Origin of the sequence: Ramlibacter sp., assembly GCF_035548915.1 — a bacterium.
In the GTDB taxonomy this organism is placed as follows: Bacteria; Pseudomonadota; Gammaproteobacteria; order Burkholderiales; family Burkholderiaceae_C; genus Ramlibacter.
Genome location: NZ_DASZSE010000047.1, coordinates 25,382 through 50,182 on the forward strand (window position 1 = coordinate 25,382; position 24,801 = coordinate 50,182).

The window sequence follows — 24,801 nt, forward strand, 5'->3', positions numbered from 1 at the left end:
CGTGCCGATAGGCCCGCATCGCGTTGCGTCCCATGCTGGCCTCGTACCTTGAAGAAGGAGCAGTCATCATGAAACGGAAATCCCTCGTTGCATTCGCGGCGGCGTTGTCCCTCGCGGGTGTCGCGGCCATTGCGCAGGCCGAAGTGATCGTGCAGTACGGGCCGCCGGCGCCGATCCATGAAGTGATCCCAGCCCCGCGGTCGGGCTATGTCTGGTCGCCCGGCTACTACGCGTGGCGCGATCGCCGCTATGTGTGGGTGGGTGGCCGCTGGATGAACGAGCGGCCGGGCTACGTGTGGCGCGAGGCGCGCTGGGTGCAGCGCCCGGATGGTAGCTGGTTCATGACGGGTGGCGCGTGGGTGCAGGAGCGCTATGGCTACGGTTATGGCCGCCGCGACCGCGAGGACCGCTGGCGCGATCGGGACGAACGCAGATACGACCGCTATGGCGCCAACGGCGACCGCGACCATGACGGTGTCGCGAACTGGCGCGACGATCATCCGCGCGATCCGACGCGGGATTGACGAGGCAGCAAGCGATCGTTGGCGCGATCGTTGACGCAATGGTCGACGAAATCGTCGACGCAATCGTTGACGCAATCGCCTGTCCGGAAACGGCGAGCCCCGCGGGCTCGCCTTGACGACACTGCGGGCATCCACAAGGAGCCCGCATGCATGTCACCTCCGAACCCGCGATCCTCTACTTCGGCACGCCCGTCGTCATCATCTCCACGCTGAACGAGGACGGCACCGCCAATCTCGCGCCGATGTCGTCGGCGTGGTGGCTCGGGTGGCGCTGCATGCTCGGACTGGCGGCCTACTCGAAGACCACGCAGAACCTTCTGCGCACGCGCGAGTGCGTGCTGAACCTGCCTTCCCAGTCGGAAGTCGCGGCCGTCGACCGGCTCGCCCTCACGACCGGAACGGAATCGGTACCCGCCGCGAAGCTCGGCCGCGGCTATCGGTATGTGAAGGACAAGTTCGGTGTGGCGGGGCTGCATCCGGACGCGTCGCACACCGTGGCGCCGCCGCGCGTGCGCGAGTGCCCGGTGCAGCTGGAAGCGGTGCTCGAGGGCCATCACGAGATGGCCGCGCGCGACGCGGTGCTGCGGGGTCGGGCGCTTGCGCTCGAAGTGCGCATCCAGCCAGTGCACCTCGCGCCTTCGATCCTGATGGCAGGTCACGAGAACCGCATCGACCCGGACAAGTGGCGTCCGCTCATCATGTCGTTCCAGAAGTTCTACGGACTTGCGCCGCACGAGCTGCACGATTCGAAGCTGGGCCGGGTGCCGGAGGAGACGTATCGGAGTCCGGATGTGGATCGGGGGCGGGTGGTGGAGCGGGGGTAGGAGCCGGAGCGGCAGAAGATGAGCGCCGTCATCCCCGCGAAAGCGGGGATCCAAGGCGTTCGAGTGGCGCACCCCGCAGCGGGACGGGGGCGGCCCTTCCGCGAATGTCCCCCGTTTGCCGCGCGGCACGCTCCTCTGTTATTTTGCTGCAGGGGTCACCCTGACCTCGGGCCGGTCAAGGATTTCGGCTGCGCCTTGCTGCTGGTCCGCCCCATGGGCCAAGCTTGCGTCATCTCGCTTTGAACAGCGCGTTTTCGATAGTGGCCACGCCCGCGGTCGCATGCAACGCACGCTCATTGTGATAGGTCCCCGCCCCAATTGCGTAAGCATGAGCAGGGGCGCTTCGCCGCGCGGTCCGCCAAGTGCATGAAGCGCTTCGTTGCTACACCACCGCCGACCGCATCGTCACGAACTCCTCCGCCGCGGTCGGATGAATCCCCACCGTCGCGTCGAACACCGCCTTCGTCGCGCCCGCCTTCATCGCCACCGCGAAGCCCTGCACGATCTCGCCCGCATCGGCGCCCACCATGTGCAGCCCGACGACACGATCGGTCGCCGCATCCACCACGAGCTTCATCAGCGTGCGTTCGCCGCTGCCGCTCAAGGTGTGGCGAAGCGGCTTGAAATCGCTGCGATAGATGTCGACCCGGCCGAACCTGCCGCGCGCTTCCTCTTCGGTATGCCCCACCGTCCCGATCGAAGGATGCGTGAACACCGCCGTCGGAATGAACTCGTAATCGAGACTGCGCCTGCCCTCGCCGAAGAGACGATCCGCAAGCACCATCGCCTCCGCGATCGCCACCGGCGTGAGCTGCACCCGATCGATCACGTCGCCCAGCGCATGGATCGAAGGCACGCTGCTCGCGTAGAAATCGTCGGTGACGACCGCGCCGTTCCTGCCAAGCCGCACACCGGCGGCTTCGAGCCCGAGGTTCTCGACATTGGGCACACGGCCCGTCGCATAAAGCACGGTGTCGGCCACCAGCACCGTGCCGTCCTTCAGCTTCACTTCCAGCCCGGCGGACGTCTTCTCGACCGATGCCACATCCGCGTTCGTGCGCAGGTCCACACCGTGCTTGCGCATCTCCTGCGCGATGAACCGCCGCACATCCGCATCGAAGCCGCGCAGCACCTGCTCGCCCCGATAGAGCTGCGTGACCCGCGCACCGAGCCCATTGAAGATCGACGCGAACTCGCACGCGATGTAGCCGCCGCCCACCACCACCAGCCGCCCGGGAAACGGCTCGAGATCGAACATGCCGTCGGACGTGACGACGTGTTCGCACCCCGGAAAGTCGGGCACGCTCGGACGCCCGCCGGTCGCAACCAGGATGTGCCGCGCGTTGAATTCGCGCTCGCCGCGTTCGGTGCGCACGCGCACGCCGTGCGGCCCGGTAACGCTCGCCCACCCCGTCACGATCTCCACGCCCGCATCCTCGAGCAGCTTCTGGTACACGCCGTTCAGGCGGGTGATCTCGGTGGCGCGGTTGGCCTTCAGCACGCCCCAGTCGAAACGCGTCTCGCCCACGTGCCAGCCGAAGCCCGCCGCGTCGCGGAAGTCGTCCGCGTAATGCGACGCGTAGCTGTAAAGCTTCTTCGGGATGCAGCCCACGTTCACGCAGGTACCGCCGAGCGCCGCCGCTTCGGCGAGTATGACCTTCGCATTGCGCTGCGCGGCCATGCGAGCCGCACGCACGCCGCCGCTGCCGCCGCCGATCACGAGCAGGTCGCAGTCGAAACCGGCTGCTCGAGCGCCTTCGCCTTGCGCGTGGGGCATGGATTCTTCTTCGACTGCGCGACTGCTGCTCATGCCTGTGTCCTTTCACCCAAGTCGCCCGCACAGGGCAATCGCAAGGCTCCCGCGGAGACGGCCTTCGCGGCGCGCACGCCGCGCACGACGGCCTGCGCCACCGCTTCGGCCGCCATCACCGACAGCGTCATCATGTCGAGCGACTTGCCCGAAGCACCCGTCGCGAGCGCGAAGAGGGTGTCGCCGTCGAAGAGCGTGTGGGCGGGCCGGATCGCGCGCGCGAGTCCGTCGTGCCCCACCAAGGCGAGCCGCGATGCGTGGGGCTTGGTGAGGATCGCGTCGGTCGCGATCACGCCGATCGTGGTGTTCGCGCCGCCGACCAGGCGCTTGGGCGGCGTGCCCGCGAGCAGCGCTCGGTGCGAGTCGAACAAGGCCGTGCCCTCGGGCGTGCGCGCGCCCGCGACGATGCGCCCCGTGTGCGGATCGATCACGTCACCCAGCGCATTGCATGCCACGATCGCGCCGACCGTCACGCCGTCCACCGACACCGAAGCGGTGCCGATGCCGCCTTTCATGCCGCGCTCGGGCCCGAAGATCTTGCCGACGATCGCGCCCGCACCCGCGCCCACGTTGCCTTCGGCCGGACGCGAACGCGAAGCCGCTTCGCACGCGGCGTAGCCGGCCGACGCATCGGGGCGGATCGATGCGTCGCCCACGTAGAGATCGAACAGCACGGCCGCGGGCACGATCGGCACGCGCCCGGGCCCGACGGCCAGACCGATGCCATGCTCGTCGAGCCAGCGCATCGCGCCGCTCGCGGCATCGAGCCCCCAGGCGCTGCCGCCCGCGAGCATCACCGCATGAACCGTGTCGACGAGGTTCGTGGGCGCGAGCAGGTCCGTCTCGCGCGTGCCGGGCGCCGCGCCGCGCACGTCGACGCCGCCCACCGCGCCGCCCCGCGCGAGGATGGCGGTGCAGCCCGTCGGGCGGCGAGCGTCGGTGAAATGGCCGACTTCGATGCCGCCCACGTCCGTGATGGAAGATGCCGTTGCGCTCATGCGGTCATTATCCTTTCAGCCAAGCGCATAGAATCTGCGCGCTGCATTTCCCCTTCATGGTTCGTTTCTTCCCCCCGATTGCGCTTCTGCTGGCTGCCGTGGCGACCCTTCCGGTGTCCGCGGCCGCGGCCCCGCCGGCCGGCGTGCGGCTGGAGGACTCCACCTGGACGGAACTCAGGGACGCGATGCGCTCGGGCACCACCACCGTGATCCTCCCCGTGGGCGGCACGGAGCAGAACGGGCCGCACATGGCGCTCGGCAAGCACAACTTTCGTGTTGCCGCCTTCGCGGAACGCATCGCATCGCAACTGGGCAATGCCGTCGTGGCGCCCGTGATCGCCTATGTCCCCGAAGGGCGCATCTCGCCGCCCACGGGCCACATGCGTTACCCCGGCACGATCTCCGTGGCGGACGACGCCTTCCGCGGCATCGTCACCGGCGCGGCTCGCAGCTTCCGGGAAAACGGGTTTCGGGACATTGTGCTCATCGGCGACTCGGGCGACTACCAGCCGATCCTGCGCGAGGCGGCCGAGCAGCTCAACCGCGAGTGGGCCAGGGAGCAGGGCAAGGAGCGGGGCAGGGCGGACGCGCGCGTCCACTACATCGGTTCGTACTACGATGCGTCGACCGCGGGCGTGGCGCAACTCCTGAAGCAGCGCGGCTTCGCGGCGGCCGACATCGGCACGCACGCGGGGCTCGCAGACACATCGCTGCTGCTCGCGGCCGACGCTTCGCGCGTTCGCACGCAACTGCTGCGCACGCCGCAGGCGTCCTCCGCCGAGATGGGCGTGCACGGCAATCCGGCGCAGGCGAGCGCGGCGCTCGGCGAGGCAGGGGCGAATCTCGTCGTGGAACGCGCCGTGACGGCGATTCGCGAGTCGATCGCGCAGGCCCACCGTCCTGGCGGGGAAGCCCGCCGCCCATGACATGGCAAGGCAATCAAGGAGTCAGATGATGAGATCGTTGCGGATCCTGTGCGCGGTGGCGGCGCTCGCGTCGCTGCCGGTGGTCGCACAACCGCCAGCACAAATGCCTGCGCAGTCGCCTGCGCAACCGTCCGCGCAACCGACCGCGCAAACGCCCGCGCAAGCGCCTGCTTCCGCGGTGCGCACGATTCCCGGCATGCCGCCGGTGCCCGACCCGAGCAACCTGTACAGCGAACAGGTCGCGGGCAAGTTGTCCGCGGCCGTGGCGGGCCACCTGGAGCGCGTGTACGTTCCGAATCGCAGCGACCGCACGGTGTCGGTCGTCGACCCCGTGACGATGGCCGTGCTGGACACGTTTCGTGTCGGCGTCGATCCGCAGCACGTGGTGCCGTCGTGGGACCTGAAGACGCTCTGGGTCGCCAACAACGCGGAGGGCCGCCGCGACGGCAGCCTCACGCCCATCGATCCGCTCACCGGCCGGCCGGGCAAGTCGATCCCGGTGGACGATCCGTACAACATGTACTTCACGGCCGACGGCAGGTACGCGATCATCGTCGCCGAGGCGCACGCAAGGCTCGACTTCCGCGATCCGCACACGATGAAGCTGGAGTTCTCGCTCCCGACGCCGGCGTGCAGCGGCATCAACCACGCCGATTTCTCGATCGACGGACGCTACGCGGCCTTCACCTGCGAATTCGGCGGTGGCCTCACGAAGATCGACCTGGTCGAGCGCAAGGTGGTCGCGACGATCCGCCTCAGCACGCAGTTCGGGCGCGCCGGCGCGCAGCAGATGCGGCAAATGGCGCATTCGATGACGGGCTTCTCGCACGACACGCACGGCGCGATGCCCGGCGAAGGCATGCCGCAGGACGTGCGCGTGTCGCCCGACGGCACGCGCCTCTACGTCGCCGACATGATGGCCGACGGCGTGCACGTGGTGGACTTCGCGTCGTTCCGGCAGGTGGGCTTCATTCCGACCGGTGTCGGCACGCACGGTCTCTACCCGAGCCGCGACGGCAAGTATCTCTACGTGGCCAATCGCGGCAGCCACCGCATTCACGGCAAGCGGCACGGCCCGGGCAGCGTGGCGGTGATCGATTTCGCCACCGAAAAGGTGATCTCCACCTGGCCCATTCCCGGCGGCGGCAGTCCCGACATGGGCAACGTGAGCGCCGACGGCAGGTACCTGTGGCTTTCCGGACGCTACGACGACGAGGTGTACCGCATCGACACGCGCGACGGCGCGGTCGCGCGCGTGAAGGTCGGCCGCGAGCCGCATGGCCTCACGGTGTGGCCGCAGCCGGGGCGCTACAGCCTGGGACATACCGGCAACATGCGTTGAGGCCCGTCCTCCGCGATGGGCTCGCGCTAGTACGGAAGTGTCTCTCGGCCGCGTTCCGCGCGGCGCATGGGAATGAGACGAACGGACATCTCCCGAACTGGCAGCGCGGGCTCAATGGCGGCGCCGCGGCTGCGCGTGCGCCAGGACCAGGATCGTGCCGATCATTCCGGCCTCGTATTGGCCGGGGATGAGGCATGCGAAAGTGAATTCGCCGGCGCGGTTGAACTTCCAGACGAGCTGGCGCGTCGCGCCGGGCATCACGTGCACCATCCCCGGTTCGTCGTGCGCATGGGTGCGCGCTCGCACGGGACCATGCGGGTGGAGGGTGTACGGAATCTGCGTCATCGCGGCCATGCGCTCGTCGAGCTTCTCGCGCGTGCCGATCGCCATCTCGTGCTCGAGCTTGCCCGCGTTGTGCAGGATGAAGCGGACCGTGTCGCCTTCGTTCACCCGGATGCGGTCGGGCGTGAAGCGCATGTCGTCGCTCATGCGGATGCGAAACGTGCGGCGTGCCTGGCGCGCATCGCCCGGCAAGCCCCACGGCAGCTGCCCCTTCGCGGCCGCGCGCGCGGCGCCCGGTGCGCCGGCAAGGAGCACGAGCAGCGGCAAGGCCATGAAGGTGCGGCGAGACGTCGGGAGCATGGCAGGTCGATCATAGGGCAGGACGCTTCCTACATGCGCTCGTGCAACTGCACCGACAGTGCCGCAAGGCTGTGCTTTCTAGAGTGCAGGATTCATTCCCCGCCACCAGGACGCGAACCATGAACAGCGAAACATCCACCCATCCCTTCCCCACCAGTGCCGACACCGGCCCGGACGGCGGCGCCGGCGAGATCAGGGCGCTGCACAGCTTCGCGCGCAAGGTTCACGAAGCCGTCGACACGCTCGAGCAGCGCATCGAATCCGGCAGCGATCGCGTGCTGAACATGCAGCAGGAGTACGGCGACATGGCCCGCGAGCAGGTGCGCGCGAACCCGCTCGCGGCACTTGCCGCGTCGTTCGTCGCGGGTTTCATCCTGGCGAAGCTGCTCTGACCTGCTGCCGGGCGCGGCCCGGGGGACTCGGCAGGCGCCCGCCAATGCGTTCCAATGGGGCATGGACCGCAAAACCATGCCGCCGAAGGACGATGGCGGCTGCTGTTCGACCGCTGCGCTCGCGCCGGAGGGCACTGCAGCCGCGGACGGCGCGCGCGGCTCGGGGCGGCCGAATGCGAAAGCACACGGTCACGATCACGAGCATGACCGCGCGCGCGGTCATGAGCACGATCACGACCACGACCACGACCACGACCACGGCCACGGCTCGCCCGGCTTCGCCCGGATGGGCGCCGCCCTCGCGCTCGCCGCGGTGGCGGAGGCGATCTCGCATCTCGCTTCGCGGGGGTCGCCGTGGAACGCGATCGGCATGGCCGTCGCCGCGATCGCGATCTGGCTCGCGGGCGTCGACGTCTACCGCATGGGCTTTTCGGCTTTGCTGCGCGGACGGCTCGACATCGGCGCGCTCATGTCGGTGGCGGTCACCGGCGCGTTCCTGATCGGCCAGTGGCCGGAAGCCGCAATGGTGATGGCGCTCTTCGGCATCGCCGAGCTGATCGAAGCGCGCGCGCTCGATCGGTCGCGCAGAGCCATCGAAGCGCTGCTTTGCCTGGCTCCCGAGGAAGCGCTGGTACGCGCCGGGGACGGGCACTGGGTTTCCACGCGAGCCGATGCGGTGCAAGTGGGCGCGATCGTGCGCGTGAAGCCCGGCGCGCGGCTGCCGCTCGACGGTGTGATCACGGCGGGCCACGCCGCGATCGACGAAGCGCCCGTGACGGGTGAAAGCATCCCGCTCGACAAGGGGCCCGGCGACAGCGTGTACGCGGGAACGATCAACGGCCCGGGCGAGTTCGAATTGCGCGTCACCGCGCTTGCGAAGGACACGACGCTCGCGCGCATCATCCACGCCGTCGAGGAGGCGCAGCACACCCGTGCGCCGACGCAGCGCCTGGTGGATCGGTTCGCCACCTGCTACACGCCGGCCGTGTTCGCGCTCGCGGTCGCGGTGGCCGTCGGCGAACCGCTTCTCTTCGGCGCCGCGTGGCTCGACGCGGCCTACAGGGCCCTCGTGCTGCTCGTGATCGGCTGCCCCTGCGCGCTCGTCATCTCCACGCCGGTGAGCGTGGTAAGCGGCCTGGCCGCGGCGGCGCGGCGCGGCATCCTCATCAAGGGCGGCACGTATCTCGAATCGGCTCGGCGCCTGAAGGTGATCGCGCTCGACAAGACCGGCACGCTCACCGAGGGCAAGCCGAAGCTCGTGGACTGGATGCCCTGGGGCGGCTTCGACCGGACGCGCGCCGCGAGCCTCGCCGCGAGTCTCGCGGCGCGGTCGGACCATCCGGTCTCGCAGGCGATCCGCGCGGGTGTGGATGGCGCGCACGACCGGGTGACCGCCTTCAAGGCGCTGCCCGGGCGGGGCGTGGAAGGCGAAGTGGACGGCGCGCACGTGCTGCTCGGCAACCACCGCGCCGTGCATGCGCTGGGCCTGTGCACGCCGCAGGTGGAAGCGCAATCGAGCCGCCACGAGCAACAGGGCCGCACCGTCACGCTGCTCGCGCGAAACGGCGAGGTCGTGGCGCTCTTCGCCGTCGCCGACACGATGAAGCCGACCTCGCGGCGCGCGGTGCAGGACCTGTCGGCGCTCGGCATCCGCACGGTGCTCCTCACGGGCGACAACGATGCCACGGCGAAAGCCATCGCGGCCGAGGCGGGCATATCGGAATCGCACGGCGACCTGCTGCCCGAGCAGAAGCTCGAAGCGGTGAGGCGGCTGCAGCGCGAACACGGCGCGACCGGCATGGTCGGAGACGGCATCAACGACGCACCCGCCCTCGCGCAGGCGGACATCGGCTATGCGATGGGCGCCGCCGGCACGCACGTCGCGATGGAGTCGGCCGACATCGTGGTGATGAACGACAACCTCCAGCGCGTGGCCGAGAGCGTGCGCCTCTCGCGCAGCACGTACGCCGTGCTGTGGCAGAACATCGCGCTGGCGCTCGGCATCAAGGCCGTGTTCTTCGCGCTTGCGGTCGCCGGCATGGCCACGATGTGGATGGCCGTGTTCGCCGACATGGGGGCGAGCCTGCTCGTGGTGGCGAACGGGCTCAGGCTGCTTGGCGCGGTTGCGCCGCGCGAACCGCCGGCCGCGTGACCGCACGGGCTTGCCCGGCCCTGCGCGGCGGCGGGGCACTCAGCTCATCCGGTCCTTCACGACTTCGCCGCCTCGCACGATGAGCCGCAGGAACTGGCCGTCGGCGGCCAGCACCGAGATGTCCTTCAGCGGATCGCCTTCGACGAGCAGCAGGTCCGCATGCGCGCCGGGCGCGACGCAGCCGATCTGGCCTTGCATCAGCATCATCTCCGCGGGGGTGGACGTGGCCTGCCGCAGCAGCTCGAGCGGGGAGAACACTTCGCGGCGGATCGTGAACTCGCGGCATTGCTGCACGTGCGTGCTGCCCAGCAGATCGGTGCCGTAGCACACGTCCACGCCGGCGCGGCGCATGCGGTCGAGGCCGGAGATCGCCTCGCGCGCGATCTGCTCCACCTTCTCCTGGCTTTCGGACGGCAGCCCGAGCTTGCGGCCCGTCTCCACGAGCGCGAAGCAGACCGCCATGGTCGGGACGATGAACGCGCCGTGCCGCGCCACGAATTCGGCGGTGTCGTCGTCGATGAGCGTGCCGTGCTCGATGCTGCGCACGCCGTATTCCACGCAGCGCCGCACGGCGCTCGCGGGGTGGCAGTGCGCGGCGACGTACGAGCGCCGCTCGGTGCATTCGTTCACGATGGCGCGGATCTCGTCCTCGCGGTACTGGTTCATCCAGATCGGGTCGGTGGGCGAGAGCACGCCGCCCGAGCCCATGATCTTGATGCAGTGCGCGCCCTGCCGCAGTTCCTCGCGCGCGCTCTTGATGCATTCGTCCACGCCGTCGGCGAGCACGGAAAAGCTGTTGGCAAGCGGCCCGTCGCCGCACGCGCAGGCGCTGTAGTAGCGCGGCCGCTCCTCGAGCTGCCGCATGTCGCCGTGGCCGCCCGTCATCGACAGGATGCGGCCCGCGTAGAAGTAGCGCGGGCCCGCGATCAGCCCGTCGGCCAGCGCGCGGTAGAGCGAATAGTTGCCGCCGCCCACGTCGCGCACGGTCGTGAAGCCGCATTGCAGCGCGTGATTGAGCATGCGCGTCGCATACGCCGCGCGATAGGCTTCGCCGAGCGCCTCGACCCGGGCCACCGCCACGTCGCTCGCGAAGGCGTGCACGTGCGCGTCGATCATGCCGGGCATGAGCGTGAGCCCGCTCGCATCGATCACGCGCGCATCGTCGGCGATTTTGATCGGCCCCTGGGAGATTTCCTGGATGCGCCCGTCGGCGACGAGCACCTGCATGTTCTCGGCACAGTCCGCGTGCCAGCCGTCGAAGATGCGGGCTTTCTTCAGGAGCAGCTGCGTCATGGGGCCTCCAGGGGTGCGGCCATGATACGGGCGCGGGCCTTTTTCGTGCATAAACTGGATGCATGCGAAAGACCCCTCTCCTCCTTGCGGCGTGCCTGTGGGTCGCGGGCTGCGCGGCCACTTCGGCGGGCCATGCGCCCGCCTTGCGCAAGGCGATCGTCGACGTGCCCACGGTCACGGAGGCCATCGCGCTGCAAAAGGAAATCGACGGGCATGCCGCGATGCCGCCGCCGGCGGGCGAGGCGTGGTTGCGCGTGATCGAAGGCACGTCACCCGTGATCGTGACCGCGCCGCACGCGACGCAGCCGTTTCGCGAAGGCCGTCAGCGGTTCGCGGATGGCGGCGGCACGGCCGCGCTTGCCGTGGCGCTGCACCGGATCGCGGGCGTGACCGTGATCTACACGACGTATGCGAGTCCGTCCGATCCGAACTACTACGACGACAACTCGTTCAAGGCGGCATTGCGCGAGCAGATCGCGAAGGTCCGTCCGCGCTTCGTGCTCGATCTGCACGGCAGCGCGGCGGCGCGGCCCTACGAGGTGGATCTGGGAACGATGAACGGCCGCTCGATCGCGGGCCACGAGGCGCTCGAAGCGCGGCTCGTGGAAGCGTTGCGATCCGAGGGGCTCGTGAACATCTCGTCGAACTACTTTGCCGCCGCGCAGCAGCAGACGATCACGAAGTTCGCGGCGGCGCGGGGCGTGCCCGCGATGCAGCTCGAAATCAGCACGACCTGGCTCGACCCCGCGCGCGATGAACTCGGGGCGCATCGGTTCGCGCAGCTCTTGCAGGCGCTCGCACGGTTCGTGCAGGAGGAGGCGCGGTGACGGGTCGCCGGCTGGTCGGCTGCAGGGCCATCCCGGCGCGCTCGCTTCGGCGTGCCGGGGGCATCACACCTCCCGCGGATCCAGCGCATCCCGCAACCCATCTCCGAGCAGGTTGAACGAGAGCACGAGCACGAAGATCGCGAGCCCCGGCCAGATCGCCATCCACGGCGCGTTGTCGATGAAATTCTTGGCGGTGTTGAGCATGCTGCCCCAGCTCGGGGCGGGCGGCTGCTGGCCCAGCCCGAGGAAAGAGAGGCTCGCTTCGGCGATCACCGCCGCGGCGATCGCGAGCGTGGCCTGCACCAGAAGCGGCGCGAGGATGTTGGGCAGGATGTGGCGCAGCGCGATGCGCCAGCGTGGATTGCCCACGGCGCGCGCAGCCTCGATGTAGTCCTCGACTTTCACGGCCAGCACCTGCCCCCGCGCGAGCCGCACGAAGACGGGCGCCGCCGAGACGCCGATGGCGATCATGGCGTTGGTGAGGCTCGGCCCGAGAAACGCCGCGAGCGCGATGGCGAGGATCAGGAACGGGCACGCGAGGAAGGCATCGGTGATGCGCGAAACGACCGCGTCGACCCACCCGCCGAGAAAGCCCGCCAGCATGCCGAGCGGCACGCCGATCGCGAGCGACAGCGACACCGACACGACTCCCGCGAGCAGCGAGGCCCGCGTGCCCCAGATGACGCGCGAGAGCACGTCGCGGCCGATGTCGTCGGTGCCGAACCAGTGCGAGGCCGTCGGCGCCTTGCGGATCGCGCTCCAGCTCGTCTCCACCGGGTCGTACGGCGAGACCCACGGCGCGAACACGGCGAGCACGACGAAGGCGACGACGACGCCGAGCGCGAGCAACGCGATGCGGCGGCGCTTCAGGCGCCGCCACGCGCGCCGCCACGGGCTGTCGGGTGCGGGCGCGAGCGTCGCGTTCGCGGGCAGTGGGAGAACGGCGCTCACGTCAATGTCTTCAATGTCTCAATCGCGGATTGATCGCGACGTACGCGATGTCCGCGAGCAGGTTCAGGAGCATGTAGGCCGTGGCCGTGACGAGCACCACGCCCTGCACGACGGCGTAGTCGCGGTTGAACACCGCATCCACGATCAGCTTGCCGAAGCCCGGAATGGTGAACACCTGCTCGGTGAGCACCGCGCCCGACAGAAGCGTGCCGAACTCGAGCGCTCCGAGCGTGATGACCGGCGTGAGCGCGTTGCGCAGCGCGTGCTTGAGCACGACGGTGCGCTCCTCGAGACCCTTCGCGCGCGCGGTGCGCACGTAGTCGGCCGAGAGCACCTGCAGCATCGCGCTGCGCGTGTGCCGCATGAGCACGGCGGCGATCGCGTTGCCGAGCACGAAGGCGGGCATGATCATCGACTTCAGGTTGCCGGCGAGATCGTCGAACGGGCTCACGTAGCCGGAAGCGGGCAGCCAGCCGAGATTCACGGAGAAGAGCAGGATCATCAGGATGCCGAGCCAGAAGTTGGGCGTCGACAGGCCCCACAGGGCGAAGACGTTGACAAGCCAGTCCCAGGCCGTGCCGCGCGCGACCGCGGCGATGATGCCCGCGGGGACGCCGATGAGAAGCGCGATGCACATCGCCATCGCGGCAAGCTGCATCGTGACGGGCAGTTTCTGCGCGACGAGCGAGAGCACCGGCTCCTGGTTGCGCACCGATTCGCCGAGATCGCCGCGCATCACTCCGCTCACCCAGTACGCGTAGCGCACCGGCAGGGGCTCGTCCAGATGCAGCTTCTTGTGCAGGTACGCGATGACCTGCGGGTCCTGTTCCTCGCCCGCGAGAATCTTCGCCGGGTCACCGGGCAGCAGTTGCTGCAGCCCGAAGATGAGGATCGACACCAGGACGAGCGTCGGGACGAGCTGGGCGATGCGCTTGAGAAGAAAGTCGATCACCGGATCAGGGAGCGGCCATCTTCAGCCCCTGCACGCGCAGCAGCCCGTCCGGCACGCTGCGCATGCCCGTCAACTTCGGCGAATGCACCCACAGCCAGTTGCGGTGGTAGAGATACACGATCGGACGCTCCTTCAGCACGCGCTGCGCGACCTGCTCGAAGACCTTCTTGCGCTGCGCCGGGTCGCGCACTTCGCGCGACTCCTTGATCAGCCTGTCGGTCTCCGCGTCGCAATAGCCGGCGTAGTTGAGCGGCTGCTTGCACGCATCGAAGCTGAAGAGGTTACCGTCCGGGTCGGGGCGCCCGCTCCACGCGAGCACGTACGCTTCGAAGTCGCCCTTGTCGGCCATGTTGAGCGAGGTCGCGAATTCGGTGGCCTGAATCTTCACGTCGAAGCCCGCTTCCTTCGCCATCGCCTGCACCACGAGCCCGAGCCGCTGCGCATCCGACGTCGTGGGCGTGAGGAGTGTGAAGCTCGGATTGGGCACGCCCGCTTCCTTCAGGAGCTGCTTTGCACGTTCGAGATTGCGCCTGGGCACCGGAATGCTCTTCACGTACCACGAATTGTTCGGCGCGACCCACTGGTTGCCCACGGTGGCTTCGTTGTCCATCACCACCTGCGCGAGTCCCTGGCGGTCGAGCGCGAGCTCGAAGGCCTCGCGCACGCGCGGATCGCGGCCGAGCGGGTTCTGCTTTGCCTTTTCGCTCTTGCCGACGTTGATCGTGATGCCCTGATAGCCGATCTCGGTGATGCGCTCCACCTTGAACTTCTTCTCCGCGACGATCTTCTCGATGTCGCTCGGCGCGGCGCGCTCGATGACGTCGAACTGGCCCGAACGCAGGTTCGCGAGGCGCACCGTCGCATCGACCACCGGCGTGTACACGATGCGGTCGAAATGGATGGCGTCCTTGTTCCAGTAGTTCGGATATTTCTCGAACACCATGCGGTCCTGCGGCACGCGCTCCACGAACCTGAAGGGGCCGGAGCACACCGGATGCAGCGAGAACTTGTCGCCCGCGGCCTGCGCCGCCTTCGGCGAGACCATCATCCCGGCGCGGTCGGTGAGCTGCGCGACAAGCGGCGCGAACGGCGCCGAGAGGTGAAGCCGCACCGTCATCGGATCGACCACTTCGACGGTCTGCACGGGGGCCAGCTCGCCGCGGCGGTTGGAGCCGGGCATCGTCTTGTGACGCTCGATGTTGTACTTCACGGCCGCGGCGTCGAACTTCTCGCCGTCATGGAAGGTGACACCGGGCCTCAGCTTCAGCGTGAGCGCCTTGCCGTCGGCCGACCATTCGTAGCCGGTGGCGAGCTGCGGGACGATGTTGAGCTTCTCGTCGATGTCGAAAAGCTTGTCGCACAGCGCCGAGAACACGATGCGGCCCACGAAGGTGCGCGCGAGCGACGGGTCGAGCGCGTCGGGGTCCTCGGCGAGGCCCACGCGCAGCGTGACTTGCGCGTTCGCGGCGAAAGCCGCGGCGCAGAGCAGGACACCAGGCAACAGGCTGCGCAGCAGGTTTCGCAGCAGGCGTCGGAAGAGGGAAGGCATGGCAGGACTCCTCGTTGTTGGCATGCTCATGGAATCAGGAGGCGCGTTGGCGTTGGAAGCTTTCGATGCGCGCCTCGATTGCCGCGCGGTCGGTGAGGCCCACCGGATCGCTGCGCCCCGCGAGGCAGGCGAGGAAGGGCTGGAAGCGTTCGAGGCTTTTCTCGTAGAGGCGATGCAACTCCCGGATCGGCTCTTCGTGGTCATCCACGCGGATGTCGAGCTGCGGGTAGTCCTCGTCGCCCTGGATGCGTAGTGCCGCCGCCTGCTTGCCGCGCTTGTCGCCGCCGGCGGCTTCTCCGGCAGCCATCGCCGCGAGCAGGCGTTCGGCGAGCCCGCCATTCGTTCGTACGAATGCATCGGCCGTGGCCTCGATCACCTGCGGCCCCGCGAGCATGTTGCCCGCCACGCTGAAGTCCTCTTCGATGCGGTGGCCGCACCAGTCGACGCACTGCGCGCCCGTCCAGGCGGCGGCCGGGCCGGCCGCGGGGAGGATGTGCAGTTGCCGCGACTCGCGCCCCGCATCGGCGGACACGAGCGCATCGAGCGCTTGCGAGGCGGTTCGGCCTTGCGCGAGCAGCGCGATGCCCTGCGGACCGTACAGCGGATTCATCAGCGCCTGCGTCGAAAGCGCGGCCGTCGCGCGCTTCGTGTGCACCGTGAGCGCGCCGACGGCGAAGAAGCGGCTGGCGATCGCGACACCGAAGCGGCCCTGCGCGTCGCGCGCGAGGATGGACCAGGTCATGACGCTTCATAACGCAATTCCCGGGCCATGCGCATCGGGGAAGTCCGGTGCACAATCCGCCTGATGCCCAAGCGCCCCGTCAACTCGCACCGCGCCTATCACGCGCATGTGTACTTCGGTCCGCAGACGGTCGGGCAGGCGCGCGCCTTGACCGACGAGGCGGGGCGCCTCTTCGCGATCGCCGTGGGGCGGCTGCACGAAGCCAACGTCGGGCCGCATCCGTGCTGGAGCCGACAGATCGCGTTCAGCTCGGAGGTGTTCGACAAGCTCGTGCCCTGGCTCGACGAGCATCGCAACGGCCTCGACATCCTCGTGCATGCTCTCTCGGGCGACGAGATCGAGGATCACACCGAATTCGCGTACTGGCTCGGCAACGAGTACCCGCTCGACCTGTCGGCGTTGAAGGGGTGACGCGCGACGCGCGGTGGGTGTGGAGCGCCTCGCGATCAGAAGCGCAGCTCGACTTCGCCGATGCCCTTCAGCTGCGCCTGCACGTGTGCTCCTTCGTGCGCGAAGAGCAGGCCGGTGCATGACCCGGTCGTGATCACGTCGCCGGCGCGCAGTGGCCGGCCGCGTTCGGCGGCATGCCGCGCGAGCCAGGCGATGAGCCGCCACAGGTCGGCCGCCGGATTCGCGCCGCAGCAGCTCGCCACGGGCTGGCCGTCGAAGGCGAGATAGGCTTCGACCTGGCGCAGGTCGACGGCGCGCGGGTCCATGCCGAGAGGCTCGCCGAGCACCAGTGCGCCGTGCAGGCCGAGGTCTGCGAGCTGGGCGAGGGGATCGCTCTCGCGCCAGTCGGCCAGGCGGCTTTCGACCACTTCGACCGCGGGTAGAACGGCGTCGATGGCGCCCAGGATGTCCTCGCGCGATTCGTCCGCGCGGATGTCGCGGGCAAGGCGGAGCGCCACCTCCACTTCGATGCCGCGCATCTTCCAGGTGGGCCCGGCGAGCGTGCAGTCCGATTCGAGCAGACCCGCGCGAGGCAGGGGCGCGCAAGAGGGTTCGGCTTGCGGCGTTTTCGCGCCGACTTTCCATCCGCCGGCCGGGCCCGCGAGCGCGAGCGTTTCGTCCTGCACCGCGTAGGCGCCTGCAGGGTCGGGGGGCGCGATGTCGAACCCGTGCACGATCGGCGCGCCGTTGCGCGCCTCGAACAGGCGCCGTGCCACGCGCCGGGCGTCGAAATCGTTGGACTGCATGCCGTGGATGATATGCGTGCGTCCGAGTGCGCGCCGGAGGCAATGCCGCGTGACCGGGCATGCGGATTCTTCCGCTGGCGCCGGCAGGACCTTCTGCCGCCGCAAGGGTTCCTCAAACGGAGGCGGCGAATTCCACCTTGTAGGCCAGACGGGGTGGCGAGTATCCCTCGACCGCCCCATTCTGCGGCACTCTCAGTGGCCAGATCAGCGAGACGAATGACGTCGAAGCCGAGAGCAATATCGGATCGGCGCACCCCTTGAGGCGAAGCCCGGTCGGATTCGCGATCCTGATCATGACGTCTGCAAGCACGCCGCTGCTCGTGCCGGTCAGCCACAGCTCGGAGACAATGGTTCCGCCCGTGAGAACGCCGCTCACACCTTCTCGAGTGCAGACTCGCATGTGAGGTGAATTCGTCAGTGCGTCGAGAAGGATATCCAGGCAGCGCGGCAACGCGGCGGCCAGCGCTTGCGCCGATTGCGCATGCCGGGTGTTCAGCCACTGGCACGCGGAGGTGGCAAGCTCGCCCGGCGGCCAATCCAAGAAGTCTTCGGCTTCGTATCCGACGATCCGCGAAAGGCGCGCCAGCGACGCGGCAAGATCGGCCGCCGGCTCCTGCTTCGCGCGTTCGGTCTCGTTGAATTCGGCGAGCCGATTCCTCAATTCGTCCTGCAGCCCATCGGGTGCGTGGCCCGCCTCCACATGCATGCTGCCATCGTCGTGGATGACTACGCCGAAGAGCCTCCGCATCTCTTCTCTCAGGGCGACCGTCCACATGAAGGATCCGCTCCGTTGCACCTCGGAGCCGGAAACCCGGCTTCTGCATTCCTCGATCGTGGACAGCCAGATGGAGTGGGCCACAGCATGATCGCCAAGGACTCGATACGACTCGCGCAATCTTGCGCCGAGCTCACCCAGCTCGTCGGCCAGTCCATGCGGGGGACAAACCAGTTCCCGTCCGGATGCCATGGCTTCGGCTACGACCCGGCCGAGGAGTTCCGGATCGGGAACCCCCCACTTGTAGTTCGAGCACATCATTGCGGGTGGGGAGTTCGAGCCGTAGCGCTGTGAACAAATTCGCGTCAGAGCGTCCCGGTCGCGGACGCTCACCCCCAGCGCGTTCATCGCCGCCGTGCGATGAGGCTCCGGGAGCTTGGCGATCTCCAGGAGATCTCTTGGGCCGAGATAGTCGAAGACGATGCGCGCCACAGGCGGGGGAAGTCGTTCGATCCCGCGACGAGCCAGTTCGCCCGCGAGCCGTTCGAGGCAGATCGTCGCGTCGATGTCGGTCTTCTCGCCCAGGAGCGAGAGCGAGTGAAGCAGGCGCTGAAGCTGCGGCGCGGAAAGCGAGGACAGCGCCATGGGGCCGCCCGCGTCCAGTTTCATCTGGGTCGCCGTGTGAAGCGCCTTGCAATCGAGCTCTCGCGCGCGAAGCGCGACCCGGCCGTTTTCGCCCGCCTGGCCGCATCGCACGGCGAACGCACGGTAGGTCTGCTGCGCGGCTTCGATCGCCTTCACGAAGACCTCGCCCGTGCAATGTTCGTCGGAACGCGCCGTGAGCACGTCCCGATAGGCCGAGGCAAACGCGTCTTCCGACATCGCCAGCGCTTCTTGCGGGTCGCGCTGCGTGTTGACGCGCGGCACGGGCGGCCGGCCGGCCGACCCGCGAATGTCGAGGTCGACAGTGTCGGCGGCGGCGGCGCCCGAAGCCGCGCTCGATGCGGAGCGAGGTCGCGCGGCGGGCGGAGCGCTGGCCGGCGGCGCGAAGGATGGCGTGTCGCGAGACGATGCGGCGTCCGGGATCATGGCAACTCCGAGGGTGTGTTCTCGGAAAGAGAGTGTGGACGCGAGCTCGACCCGCTTGAACTATACGGATGTGTCGATGCTTTCCGGAGCCCTTCTCCGAGCGCCCGGGTTCGGTGGGGCGTCACCTTCGCGACGCATGCTGGGGGCTTTCACTATGCGGCAGGGCCACCCGCTTCACTACGCTGGCGTGCCATGACCTCACTCACCCGAGCGCACCATCGCTTCTGGCCCGCACGCCTGCCGCATTCGCTCACCGTGCCTGCCACGTCGCTCTGGGACAACCTCGCCATCAGCGCCCGCCGCTACCCGGACAAGGCCGCGCTCGTCTTTCTCGGACGCGTGTTCTCCTACCGCGAAGTGCAGCGCCTCGCCGAGCGGCTCGCGGCGCGCCTGGCCGCGCTGGGCGTGGCCCGCGGCGACCGCGTGATGCTTTGCATGCAGAACTGCCCGCAGCTCGTGATCGCGCATTTCGCGATCCTGCGGGCCAATGCGGTGGTCGTGCCCGTGAACCCGATGAACCGGGCCGAGGAGCTCAAGCACTACATCGTCGATCCCGATGCGAAGGTCGCGCTCACGACGGCCGATCTGGCGCCGGAAATCGCGAAGGCCAGCAACGAACTCGCACCGGAGTCGCGGCTGAAGCAGCTCATCGTCGCGCAGTTCACCGACGCGTTCGATCCCGATTCGCCGGATGCCGGGCCGCTGCCCGCCTCATGGCGCGACTGGCTGCTCGCGCGCCACGAGCCTCCCGTGCTCGAAGGCGGCAGCGTCCTCGCATGGAGCGCCGCGCCGGACGACGGCCTGCCGCTGCCCGAGCTCGTCGCGGGTCCGGCGGACCTCGCGGTGCTGCCGTACACGAGCGGCACCACCGGCACCCCGAAGGGTTGCATGCATCCGCACAGGAGCCTCCTGCACAACGCGGCCGCCAGTGTCGCGTGGGGCAACGTGACGTGCGAGGTCGTGTCGCTGCTGGCCGTGCCGATGTTCCACATCACGGGCATGGTGAGCGTGATGCATGCGGCCGTGTACGCGGGTGCGACGATGGTGCTCATGCCGCGCTGGGATCGCGAGATGGCCGGCTGGCTCATCTCGCGCTGGCAGGTGACGACGTGGACCAACATCCCCACGATGGTGATCGACCTGCTCGCGAGCCCGAATTTCGATCGCTACGACCTCACGAGTCTCGTCCACATCGGCGGCGGCGGCGCGGCGATGCCGCAGGCGGTGGCGCAGCGCCTGCTCGAGCAGTTCGGCCTGCGCTACGTGGAGGGCTACGGCCTCACCGAGACGGCCGCGCCCTCGCACAGCAACCCGCCCGATGCGCCCAAGCAGCAGTGCCTGGGCATCCCCTTCATGAGCTGCGACTCGCGGGTGATCGATCCCGACACCTTGCGGGAGCTGCCGCCGGGCGAGCAAGGCGAGATCGTGATGAACGGCCCGATGATTTTCGACGGCTACTGGAAGCGGCCCGAGGCCACCGCGGCGGCGTTCATCGAGATCGAGGGCAAGCGCTTCTTCCGCTCGGGCGACCTCGGCCACGTCGACGAGGACGGCTACTTCTTCCTCACTGACCGCCTGAAGCGCATGATCAACGCCTCGGGCTTCAAGGTGTGGCCGGCCGAGGTGGAGGCGCTCATGTTCCGCCACCCCGCGATCCAGGAGGCCTGCGTGATCGGCGCGAAAGACGCCTACCGCGGCGAGACGGTGAAGGCCGTGGTGGTGCTGCGTCCTTCGCACAAGGGGCAGGTGAGCGAGCAGCACATCCTCGACTGGTGCCGCGAGCACATGGCCGTCTACAAGGCACCCAGGATCGTGCAGTTCGTCGATGCGCTTCCGAAGAGCGGCAGCGGCAAGGTGATGTGGCGGGCGCTGCAGGAAGCTGAAAAAAGATAGCGTTCGCGAAAGGGGTCGGTATCATGGTGGCCATGAGCGACAGCACTGTTAAACCGACGCTGTCCCCCGCGGCCGTCGCGGCTCTCCAGCAGGGCAACAAGATCGAGGCGATCAAGATTCTGCGCGAGGAGCGCAACATCGGGCTGAAGGAAGCCAAGGACGCCGTGGACGACTACGTCCGCAGCCAGCCGGCGCTGCAAGCCGCGATGGCCGAAGCGCGCCCGGGCCTGCCCTCGGTGTTCTGGATCGTCGTGGTCGCGGCGCTCGCGGCGCTCGCCTGGCGGTTCTTCTTCAAGGGATGACGCCGGCGTACGATCGGGCTGCGATGCCGACTCAACCGGAAGGAGTCCCGATGACCCCCAAGGCTCGCGATCCCGCGGGAGACGCCGCGAACGCTTCGGCGCTGATCGACGCGCGCATCCGCGAACTCGCCGACTGGCGCGGCGAAACGCTCGCGCTCGCGCGCAAGCTCGTTCACGAAGCCGACCCCGGCATCGTCGAGGAATGGAAGTGGCAAATCCCCGTGTGGTCGCACGACGGGATCGTCTGCACCGGGGAGACCTACCGCGAGGTCGTGAAGCTCACGTTCGCCAAAGGAGCGTTGCTCTCCGACCCGGACCACCTGTTCAATGCCAGCCTCACGGGCAACGTCCGCCGCGCCATCGACATCCGCGCCGGTGACAAGCTGGACGCGGCAGCCTTTCGCAGGTTGATCCGCGAGGCCGTCGCGTTCAATCGCGACAACACGCCCAGGCGGCGCAGGAGCTAGCGGCATGGAGCCGCGCAAGCCCTATCCGCACATCGTCCGCAAGGCCGATGTGCAGCAGGCGCAGGCCACCTTTTCCCACCCCTGGAACCCGGCTTCGGAGATCACCGGAACGCGCATGAGCCAGCTGGGCGGGCTGAAGCGCACGGGCGTGAGCCTCGCGCGGCTCGCGCCCGGCAAGGAGTCGTTCGCGTATCACCTGCATCACACCGAGGAGGAGTGGATCTACATCCTCTCGGGCACGGCCGTCGCCACGATCGACGGCGACGACTACGACTTGCAGGCGGGCGACTTCGTCGCCTTTCCGGCGCCCTCGGTCGCTCACAACCTCGCCAACCGGTCGCAGCGTGAGCTCGTGTACCTGATGGGCGGTGAAAGCCACGCGAACGAGGTCGCGGATTTTCCGGCGCTCGACCGCCGCATGGTGAAGCTCGAGGGCAAGGTGACCATCTACCGGCTCTCCGGCGGCGAGCCGTTCGGGCCGATCGAATAGAGCGGCGCGGCATGAGACTGGCTTTCGAAAAATAACAAAGGAAGAGCCGATGCCCACGCATCCGCCACCCAGCACGGAATGGAAGGAACACGTCCGCCCCGACGAGGAGGAACGGTTCGCCCGGTATGCGCGCACGTTCGCGGAGATCCAGCGGCGCCGCTCCGAGCGGCACGGCACCGGCCGCGCGCTGCACCGCAAGCAGCTCGCCGCCGCGCACGGCACGCTCGAAGTCCTCGACAGCCTCCCCGGCTTCGCGCGCCACGGCCTGTTCGAGCAGGCGCGCGACTATGAAGTGTGGGTGCGCCTTTCCAACGGCGGGCTCGACCGCGCGCCGGACAAGGTGCCCGACGTGCGGGGCTTCTCGATGCGCGTCTTCGGCGTGCGCGGTCCGTCGGCCCTGGGAGCCGGCCCCGCGACGTCGCAGGATTTCACCTTCATCAACCTCGAAACCTTCTCGTTTCCCACGAGCGCGGAGTTCGTCGACTTCGCCGTCGCCGGCTCGCGCGGCCGCGGCGAGATGGTGAAGCACGTCTTTCGCCGCTACGGCGCGCTCGGAGGCGCCAAAGTCCTCGGCAAGCTGCTGCGCACGATGGCCAGGCCCTTCAGCGGCTTCGCCACCGAAGCGCTGTTCAGCGCGGTGCCGATCGCCTGCGGGCCGTACGCGGTGCGCGTCCGGCTCGTCCCCGGCATGTCCAACGGCAAGCCCGATCCGAAGGCGCGCGACGACTGGGCCGCGGACTTCACCGCGCGTCTGCGGCGCGCGCCACTGCACTGGGACATGCAGCTGCAGTACTTCGTCGACGAGCGTCTCACCCCGATCGAGGATGCCTCGGTGAACTGGCCGACTCCCTACGCCACCGTGGCGCGTCTCATGCTTCCCCCGCAGGACCTCGCGTCCGATGAAGCCGTGCGGCTCGCGCAGCGGGTCGAAGCGGGCGTCTTCGATCCGTGGCAGGCGCTCGCGCAGCATCGGCCGCTCGGCGACGTGCAGCGCGCGCGCAAGGTGGTGTACTTCGCGAGCCAGCAAGGACGCGGCGCGGTGTAGCCACAGCCCCTGTGCGATCGTCCCCCTGTGCGCTCGCGTCCCCCCTGTGCGCTCGCGTCCGAACGGTTGTGTCGGCTTCGGCCTACACCCGGCGCGCGGACCCCGGGCTAGGATGCACGCGCTGGGTGCGCGCAAGGCTTCGCGGGCGCCATGCGAATGCAATGACAACTCAGTCCCCTACGCAGATCGTTCGCAGCGAAGTGCGCGCATCGACCGGCATCGCCGGCCTGGACGACGTGCTGGGCGGCGGCCTGCCCGCCCAACACCTGTACCTCATCGAAGGCAATCCCGGCGCGGGCAAGACGACGCTCGGCCTGCAGTTCCTCAGGCGCGGCGCCGACCAGGACGAGAGGGGGCTTTACGTCACCCTGTCGGAAACGGCGACCGAACTGCGCACGGTCGCGGCTTCGCATGGCTGGTCGCTCGAAGGCATCGAAATCTTCGAGCTTCTGAGCAGCGACGGGCTCGGCCCGGATGCCGAGCAGTCGATCCTGCATCCCTCGGAAATCGAGCTGGGCGAGACGGTGCGCGGCGTCATGGCGGCCGTCGATACCCTGAAGCCCGCGCGCGTGGTGTTCGACAGCCTCTCGGAGATGCGCCTGCTCGCGCAGAACCCGCTGCGCTACCGGCGGCAGGTGCTCGCGCTCAAGAAATTCTTCGCCGAGCGCCGTTGCACCGTGCTGCTGCTGGACGACCGCACCGCACGCGACTCCGACTTGCAGCTGCATTCGATCGCGCACGGCGTGGTGAACCTCGAGCAGTCGGTGGACCAGTACGGGCCCGAGCGCCGCCGCGTGCGCGTGCTCAAGATGCGCGGCATCAAGTTCCGGGGCGGCGATCACGACTTCTCGCTCGAGACCGGCGGCATCCACGTCTACCCGCGCCTGGTGGCGGCCGAACACCGCATGAAGTCGGAGGCCGCGATCGTGAGCACCGGCGTGGCGATGCTCGACAAGGTGATGGGCGGCGGGCTCGTTCGCGGCAGCAACACGCTCTTCGTGGGCCCCTCGGGGGCGGGGAAGACGACGACGGCGATCACTTGCGCGCGCGCGGCGATGCTGCGCGGCGAGAAGGCGGCCTACTACCTCTTCGACGAAGGGCTCGGCACGCTGCTGCCGCGCTCTCGCGCGCTCGGCATGGACGTCGAGCCGTTCATCCGCGACGGCCAGATGCGCGTCGTCCCGCTCGACCCGGCGGAAGTCTCGCCCGGCGAGTTCGCCCACAGCGTGCGCCGCGCCGTGGAAGACGACGGCGCGCAGATGGTGGTGATCGACAGCCTGAACGCCTACCTGCAGGCGATGCCCGGGAGCAAGCACCTCATCTTGCAGATGCACGAGCTGCTCACCTACCTGAACCACAGGAACGTGGTGACGATCCTCATCCTCGGGCAGCACGGGTTGCTCGGCGACATGCGCGCCGAGGTCGACATGAGCTATCTCTCCGACGCGATCCTGCTGTTTCGCTATTTCGAGGCGCACGGCAGTCTGCTGAAAGCAGTTTCCATGGTGAAGAGCCGAACGAACCATCACGAGGACACCATCCGCGAATTCCGCCTCGGCTCGTCCGGGCTCGCGATCGGCGAGGCGCTGAAGGACTTCGAGGGCGTGCTGGCCGGCATCGCGGCTTATCGCGGCAAGCTCCCGCTGCTTGCCGACGACGCCGCGGAAAGCGCAGGTTGAG

General features: G+C 68.6%; 24 protein-coding genes. 14 read left to right on the top strand and 10 right to left on the bottom strand.

All coding sequences use genetic code 11. The features are described 5' to 3' along the window. Nucleotides 1–68: 68 nt before the first annotated feature. Nucleotides 69–524: a YXWGXW repeat-containing protein gene (locus tag VHA82_RS20640; RefSeq protein WP_325547047.1), complete on the top strand. Its 456-nt coding sequence runs from the start codon at nt 69–71 to the stop codon at nt 522–524. A gap of 146 nt (nt 525–670) precedes the next feature. Beyond that, nucleotides 671–1,348, top strand: coding sequence for a flavin reductase family protein (locus VHA82_RS20645; protein WP_325547048.1), 678 nt, complete (start codon nt 671–673; stop codon nt 1,346–1,348). Between the two features lie 382 nt (nt 1,349–1,730). On the opposite strand, the gene gorA is transcribed toward VHA82_RS20645, so the two are convergent. After that, nucleotides 1,731–3,125, bottom strand: a complete 1,395-nt coding sequence (gene gorA, locus VHA82_RS20650; protein ID WP_325547049.1) for a glutathione-disulfide reductase — start codon at nt 3,123–3,125, stop codon at nt 1,731–1,733. 29 nt (nt 3,126–3,154) lie between these two features. Continuing rightward, entirely contained in the window at nt 3,155–4,156 is a 1,002-nt protein-coding gene (locus VHA82_RS20655; RefSeq protein ID WP_325547050.1) for a P1 family peptidase, read from the bottom strand. Between the two features lie 98 nt (nt 4,157–4,254). On the opposite strand from VHA82_RS20655, the gene VHA82_RS20660 reads away from it, so the two are divergent. Together VHA82_RS20660 and VHA82_RS20665 are read left to right on the top strand one after the other, a co-directional pair. Next, nucleotides 4,255–5,082 (top strand): creatininase family protein, encoded by an 828-nt coding sequence (locus VHA82_RS20660; protein ID WP_325547051.1) that lies wholly within the window; start codon nt 4,255–4,257, stop codon nt 5,080–5,082. A gap of 196 nt (nt 5,083–5,278) precedes the next feature. Next, on the top strand, nt 5,279–6,424 hold the full coding sequence (locus VHA82_RS20665) for a YncE family protein (protein WP_414708678.1): 1,146 nt from the start codon (nt 5,279–5,281) through the stop codon (nt 6,422–6,424). A gap of 111 nt (nt 6,425–6,535) precedes the next feature. Here the strand turns inward: VHA82_RS20665 and VHA82_RS20670 are convergent, their stop codons facing one another. Then, nucleotides 6,536–7,066, bottom strand: coding sequence for a cupredoxin family protein (locus tag VHA82_RS20670; RefSeq protein WP_325547052.1), 531 nt, complete (start codon nt 7,064–7,066; stop codon nt 6,536–6,538). Between the two features lie 119 nt (nt 7,067–7,185). On the opposite strand from VHA82_RS20670, the gene VHA82_RS20675 reads away from it, so the two are divergent. Next, complete coding sequence (locus VHA82_RS20675) at nt 7,186–7,458, top strand: hypothetical protein (RefSeq protein ID WP_325547053.1); 273 nt, start codon at nt 7,186–7,188, stop codon at nt 7,456–7,458. A gap of 61 nt (nt 7,459–7,519) precedes the next feature. Further along, nucleotides 7,520–9,610, top strand: a complete 2,091-nt coding sequence (locus tag VHA82_RS20680; protein ID WP_325547054.1) for a heavy metal translocating P-type ATPase — start codon at nt 7,520–7,522, stop codon at nt 9,608–9,610. A 39-nt stretch (nt 9,611–9,649) separates the two neighbouring features. On the opposite strand, the gene VHA82_RS20685 is transcribed toward VHA82_RS20680, so the two are convergent. Then, nucleotides 9,650–10,903: a metal-dependent hydrolase family protein gene (locus VHA82_RS20685; protein WP_325547055.1), complete on the bottom strand. Its 1,254-nt coding sequence runs from the start codon at nt 10,901–10,903 to the stop codon at nt 9,650–9,652. Nucleotides 10,904–10,965: 62 nt separating this feature from the next. Here VHA82_RS20685 and VHA82_RS20690 point away from each other — a divergent pair, with 62 nt between their 5' ends. After that, the gene (locus VHA82_RS20690) at nt 10,966–11,730 is read left to right on the top strand and encodes a hypothetical protein (protein ID WP_325547056.1); all 765 of its coding nucleotides are present in this window, start codon (nt 10,966–10,968) and stop codon (nt 11,728–11,730) included. Nucleotides 11,731–11,793: 63 nt separating this feature from the next. On the opposite strand, the gene VHA82_RS20695 is transcribed toward VHA82_RS20690, so the two are convergent. From VHA82_RS20695 to VHA82_RS20710, 4 genes are read right to left on the bottom strand one after another with little or no spacing between them, the layout of a single operon-like run. Beyond that, complete coding sequence (locus VHA82_RS20695) at nt 11,794–12,663, bottom strand: ABC transporter permease (RefSeq protein ID WP_325547178.1); 870 nt, start codon at nt 12,661–12,663, stop codon at nt 11,794–11,796. 28 nt (nt 12,664–12,691) lie between these two features. After that, complete coding sequence (locus VHA82_RS20700) at nt 12,692–13,633, bottom strand: ABC transporter permease (protein ID WP_325547057.1); 942 nt, start codon at nt 13,631–13,633, stop codon at nt 12,692–12,694. A 4-nt stretch (nt 13,634–13,637) separates the two neighbouring features. Then, nucleotides 13,638–15,182 (bottom strand): ABC transporter substrate-binding protein, encoded by a 1,545-nt coding sequence (locus tag VHA82_RS20705; RefSeq protein WP_325547058.1) that lies wholly within the window; start codon nt 15,180–15,182, stop codon nt 13,638–13,640. A gap of 34 nt (nt 15,183–15,216) precedes the next feature. Continuing rightward, nucleotides 15,217–15,924 (bottom strand): DUF1028 domain-containing protein, encoded by a 708-nt coding sequence (locus VHA82_RS20710; protein ID WP_325547059.1) that lies wholly within the window; start codon nt 15,922–15,924, stop codon nt 15,217–15,219. A 63-nt stretch (nt 15,925–15,987) separates the two neighbouring features. Here VHA82_RS20710 and VHA82_RS20715 point away from each other — a divergent pair, with 63 nt between their 5' ends. After that, nucleotides 15,988–16,335: a DOPA 4,5-dioxygenase family protein gene (locus VHA82_RS20715; RefSeq protein WP_325547060.1), complete on the top strand. Its 348-nt coding sequence runs from the start codon at nt 15,988–15,990 to the stop codon at nt 16,333–16,335. A gap of 35 nt (nt 16,336–16,370) precedes the next feature. On the opposite strand, the gene VHA82_RS20720 is transcribed toward VHA82_RS20715, so the two are convergent. Continuing rightward, nucleotides 16,371–17,120 carry a 2-keto-4-pentenoate hydratase gene (locus tag VHA82_RS20720; protein WP_325547061.1) on the bottom strand — a complete coding sequence of 250 codons (750 nt, stop codon included), beginning with the start codon at nt 17,118–17,120 and terminating at the stop codon, nt 16,371–16,373. A 112-nt stretch (nt 17,121–17,232) separates the two neighbouring features. Beyond that, nucleotides 17,233–18,924 carry a hypothetical protein gene (locus VHA82_RS20725; protein ID WP_325547062.1) on the bottom strand — a complete coding sequence of 564 codons (1,692 nt, stop codon included), beginning with the start codon at nt 18,922–18,924 and terminating at the stop codon, nt 17,233–17,235. A gap of 192 nt (nt 18,925–19,116) precedes the next feature. On the opposite strand from VHA82_RS20725, the gene VHA82_RS20730 reads away from it, so the two are divergent. The 6 genes from VHA82_RS20730 (at nt 19,117) to VHA82_RS20755 (ending at nt 24,800) form a co-directional block, all read left to right on the top strand. Beyond that, nucleotides 19,117–20,817 (top strand): long-chain fatty acid--CoA ligase, encoded by a 1,701-nt coding sequence (locus VHA82_RS20730; RefSeq protein ID WP_325547063.1) that lies wholly within the window; start codon nt 19,117–19,119, stop codon nt 20,815–20,817. Nucleotides 20,818–20,849: 32 nt separating this feature from the next. Beyond that, nucleotides 20,850–21,119, top strand: a complete 270-nt coding sequence (locus VHA82_RS20735; RefSeq protein ID WP_325547064.1) for a ribosomal protein L7/L12 — start codon at nt 20,850–20,852, stop codon at nt 21,117–21,119. A 50-nt stretch (nt 21,120–21,169) separates the two neighbouring features. Beyond that, nucleotides 21,170–21,586: a DUF1801 domain-containing protein gene (locus VHA82_RS20740; RefSeq protein WP_325547065.1), complete on the top strand. Its 417-nt coding sequence runs from the start codon at nt 21,170–21,172 to the stop codon at nt 21,584–21,586. A gap of 4 nt (nt 21,587–21,590) precedes the next feature. Next, nucleotides 21,591–22,076 carry a cupin domain-containing protein gene (locus tag VHA82_RS20745; protein ID WP_325547066.1) on the top strand — a complete coding sequence of 162 codons (486 nt, stop codon included), beginning with the start codon at nt 21,591–21,593 and terminating at the stop codon, nt 22,074–22,076. Nucleotides 22,077–22,125: 49 nt separating this feature from the next. Next, complete coding sequence (locus VHA82_RS20750; protein WP_325547067.1) at nt 22,126–23,121, top strand: catalase; 996 nt, start codon at nt 22,126–22,128, stop codon at nt 23,119–23,121. Nucleotides 23,122–23,282: 161 nt separating this feature from the next. Next, nucleotides 23,283–24,800, top strand: a complete 1,518-nt coding sequence (locus tag VHA82_RS20755; protein WP_325547068.1) for an ATPase domain-containing protein — start codon at nt 23,283–23,285, stop codon at nt 24,798–24,800. Nucleotide 24,801: the final 1 nt, after the last annotated feature.

Coding starts and splice junctions, on each gene's coding strand:
- VHA82_RS20640 (WP_325547047.1), top strand. CDS start 69: ATGAAACGGAAATCCCTCGTTGCATTCGCGGCGGCGTTGTCCCTCGCG.
- VHA82_RS20645 (WP_325547048.1), top strand. CDS start 671: ATGCATGTCACCTCCGAACCCGCGATCCTCTACTTCGGCACGCCCGTC.
- gorA (WP_325547049.1), bottom strand. CDS start 3,125: ATGCCCCACGCGCAAGGCGAAGGCGCTCGAGCAGCCGGTTTCGACTGC.
- VHA82_RS20655 (WP_325547050.1), bottom strand. CDS start 4,156: ATGAGCGCAACGGCATCTTCCATCACGGACGTGGGCGGCATCGAAGTC.
- VHA82_RS20665 (WP_414708678.1), top strand. CDS start 5,279: ATGCCGCCGGTGCCCGACCCGAGCAACCTGTACAGCGAACAGGTCGCG.
- VHA82_RS20670 (WP_325547052.1), bottom strand. CDS start 7,066: ATGCTCCCGACGTCTCGCCGCACCTTCATGGCCTTGCCGCTGCTCGTG.
- VHA82_RS20675 (WP_325547053.1), top strand. CDS start 7,186: ATGAACAGCGAAACATCCACCCATCCCTTCCCCACCAGTGCCGACACC.
- VHA82_RS20680 (WP_325547054.1), top strand. CDS start 7,520: ATGGACCGCAAAACCATGCCGCCGAAGGACGATGGCGGCTGCTGTTCG.
- VHA82_RS20685 (WP_325547055.1), bottom strand. CDS start 10,903: ATGACGCAGCTGCTCCTGAAGAAAGCCCGCATCTTCGACGGCTGGCAC.
- VHA82_RS20690 (WP_325547056.1), top strand. CDS start 10,966: ATGCGAAAGACCCCTCTCCTCCTTGCGGCGTGCCTGTGGGTCGCGGGC.
- VHA82_RS20705 (WP_325547058.1), bottom strand. CDS start 15,182: ATGCCTTCCCTCTTCCGACGCCTGCTGCGAAACCTGCTGCGCAGCCTG.
- VHA82_RS20710 (WP_325547059.1), bottom strand. CDS start 15,924: ATGACCTGGTCCATCCTCGCGCGCGACGCGCAGGGCCGCTTCGGTGTC.
- VHA82_RS20715 (WP_325547060.1), top strand. CDS start 15,988: ATGCCCAAGCGCCCCGTCAACTCGCACCGCGCCTATCACGCGCATGTG.
- VHA82_RS20720 (WP_325547061.1), bottom strand. CDS start 17,120: ATGCAGTCCAACGATTTCGACGCCCGGCGCGTGGCACGGCGCCTGTTC.
- VHA82_RS20725 (WP_325547062.1), bottom strand. CDS start 18,924: ATGATCCCGGACGCCGCATCGTCTCGCGACACGCCATCCTTCGCGCCG.
- VHA82_RS20730 (WP_325547063.1), top strand. CDS start 19,117: ATGACCTCACTCACCCGAGCGCACCATCGCTTCTGGCCCGCACGCCTG.
- VHA82_RS20735 (WP_325547064.1), top strand. CDS start 20,850: ATGAGCGACAGCACTGTTAAACCGACGCTGTCCCCCGCGGCCGTCGCG.
- VHA82_RS20740 (WP_325547065.1), top strand. CDS start 21,170: ATGACCCCCAAGGCTCGCGATCCCGCGGGAGACGCCGCGAACGCTTCG.
- VHA82_RS20745 (WP_325547066.1), top strand. CDS start 21,591: ATGGAGCCGCGCAAGCCCTATCCGCACATCGTCCGCAAGGCCGATGTG.
- VHA82_RS20750 (WP_325547067.1), top strand. CDS start 22,126: ATGCCCACGCATCCGCCACCCAGCACGGAATGGAAGGAACACGTCCGC.
- VHA82_RS20755 (WP_325547068.1), top strand. CDS start 23,283: ATGACAACTCAGTCCCCTACGCAGATCGTTCGCAGCGAAGTGCGCGCA.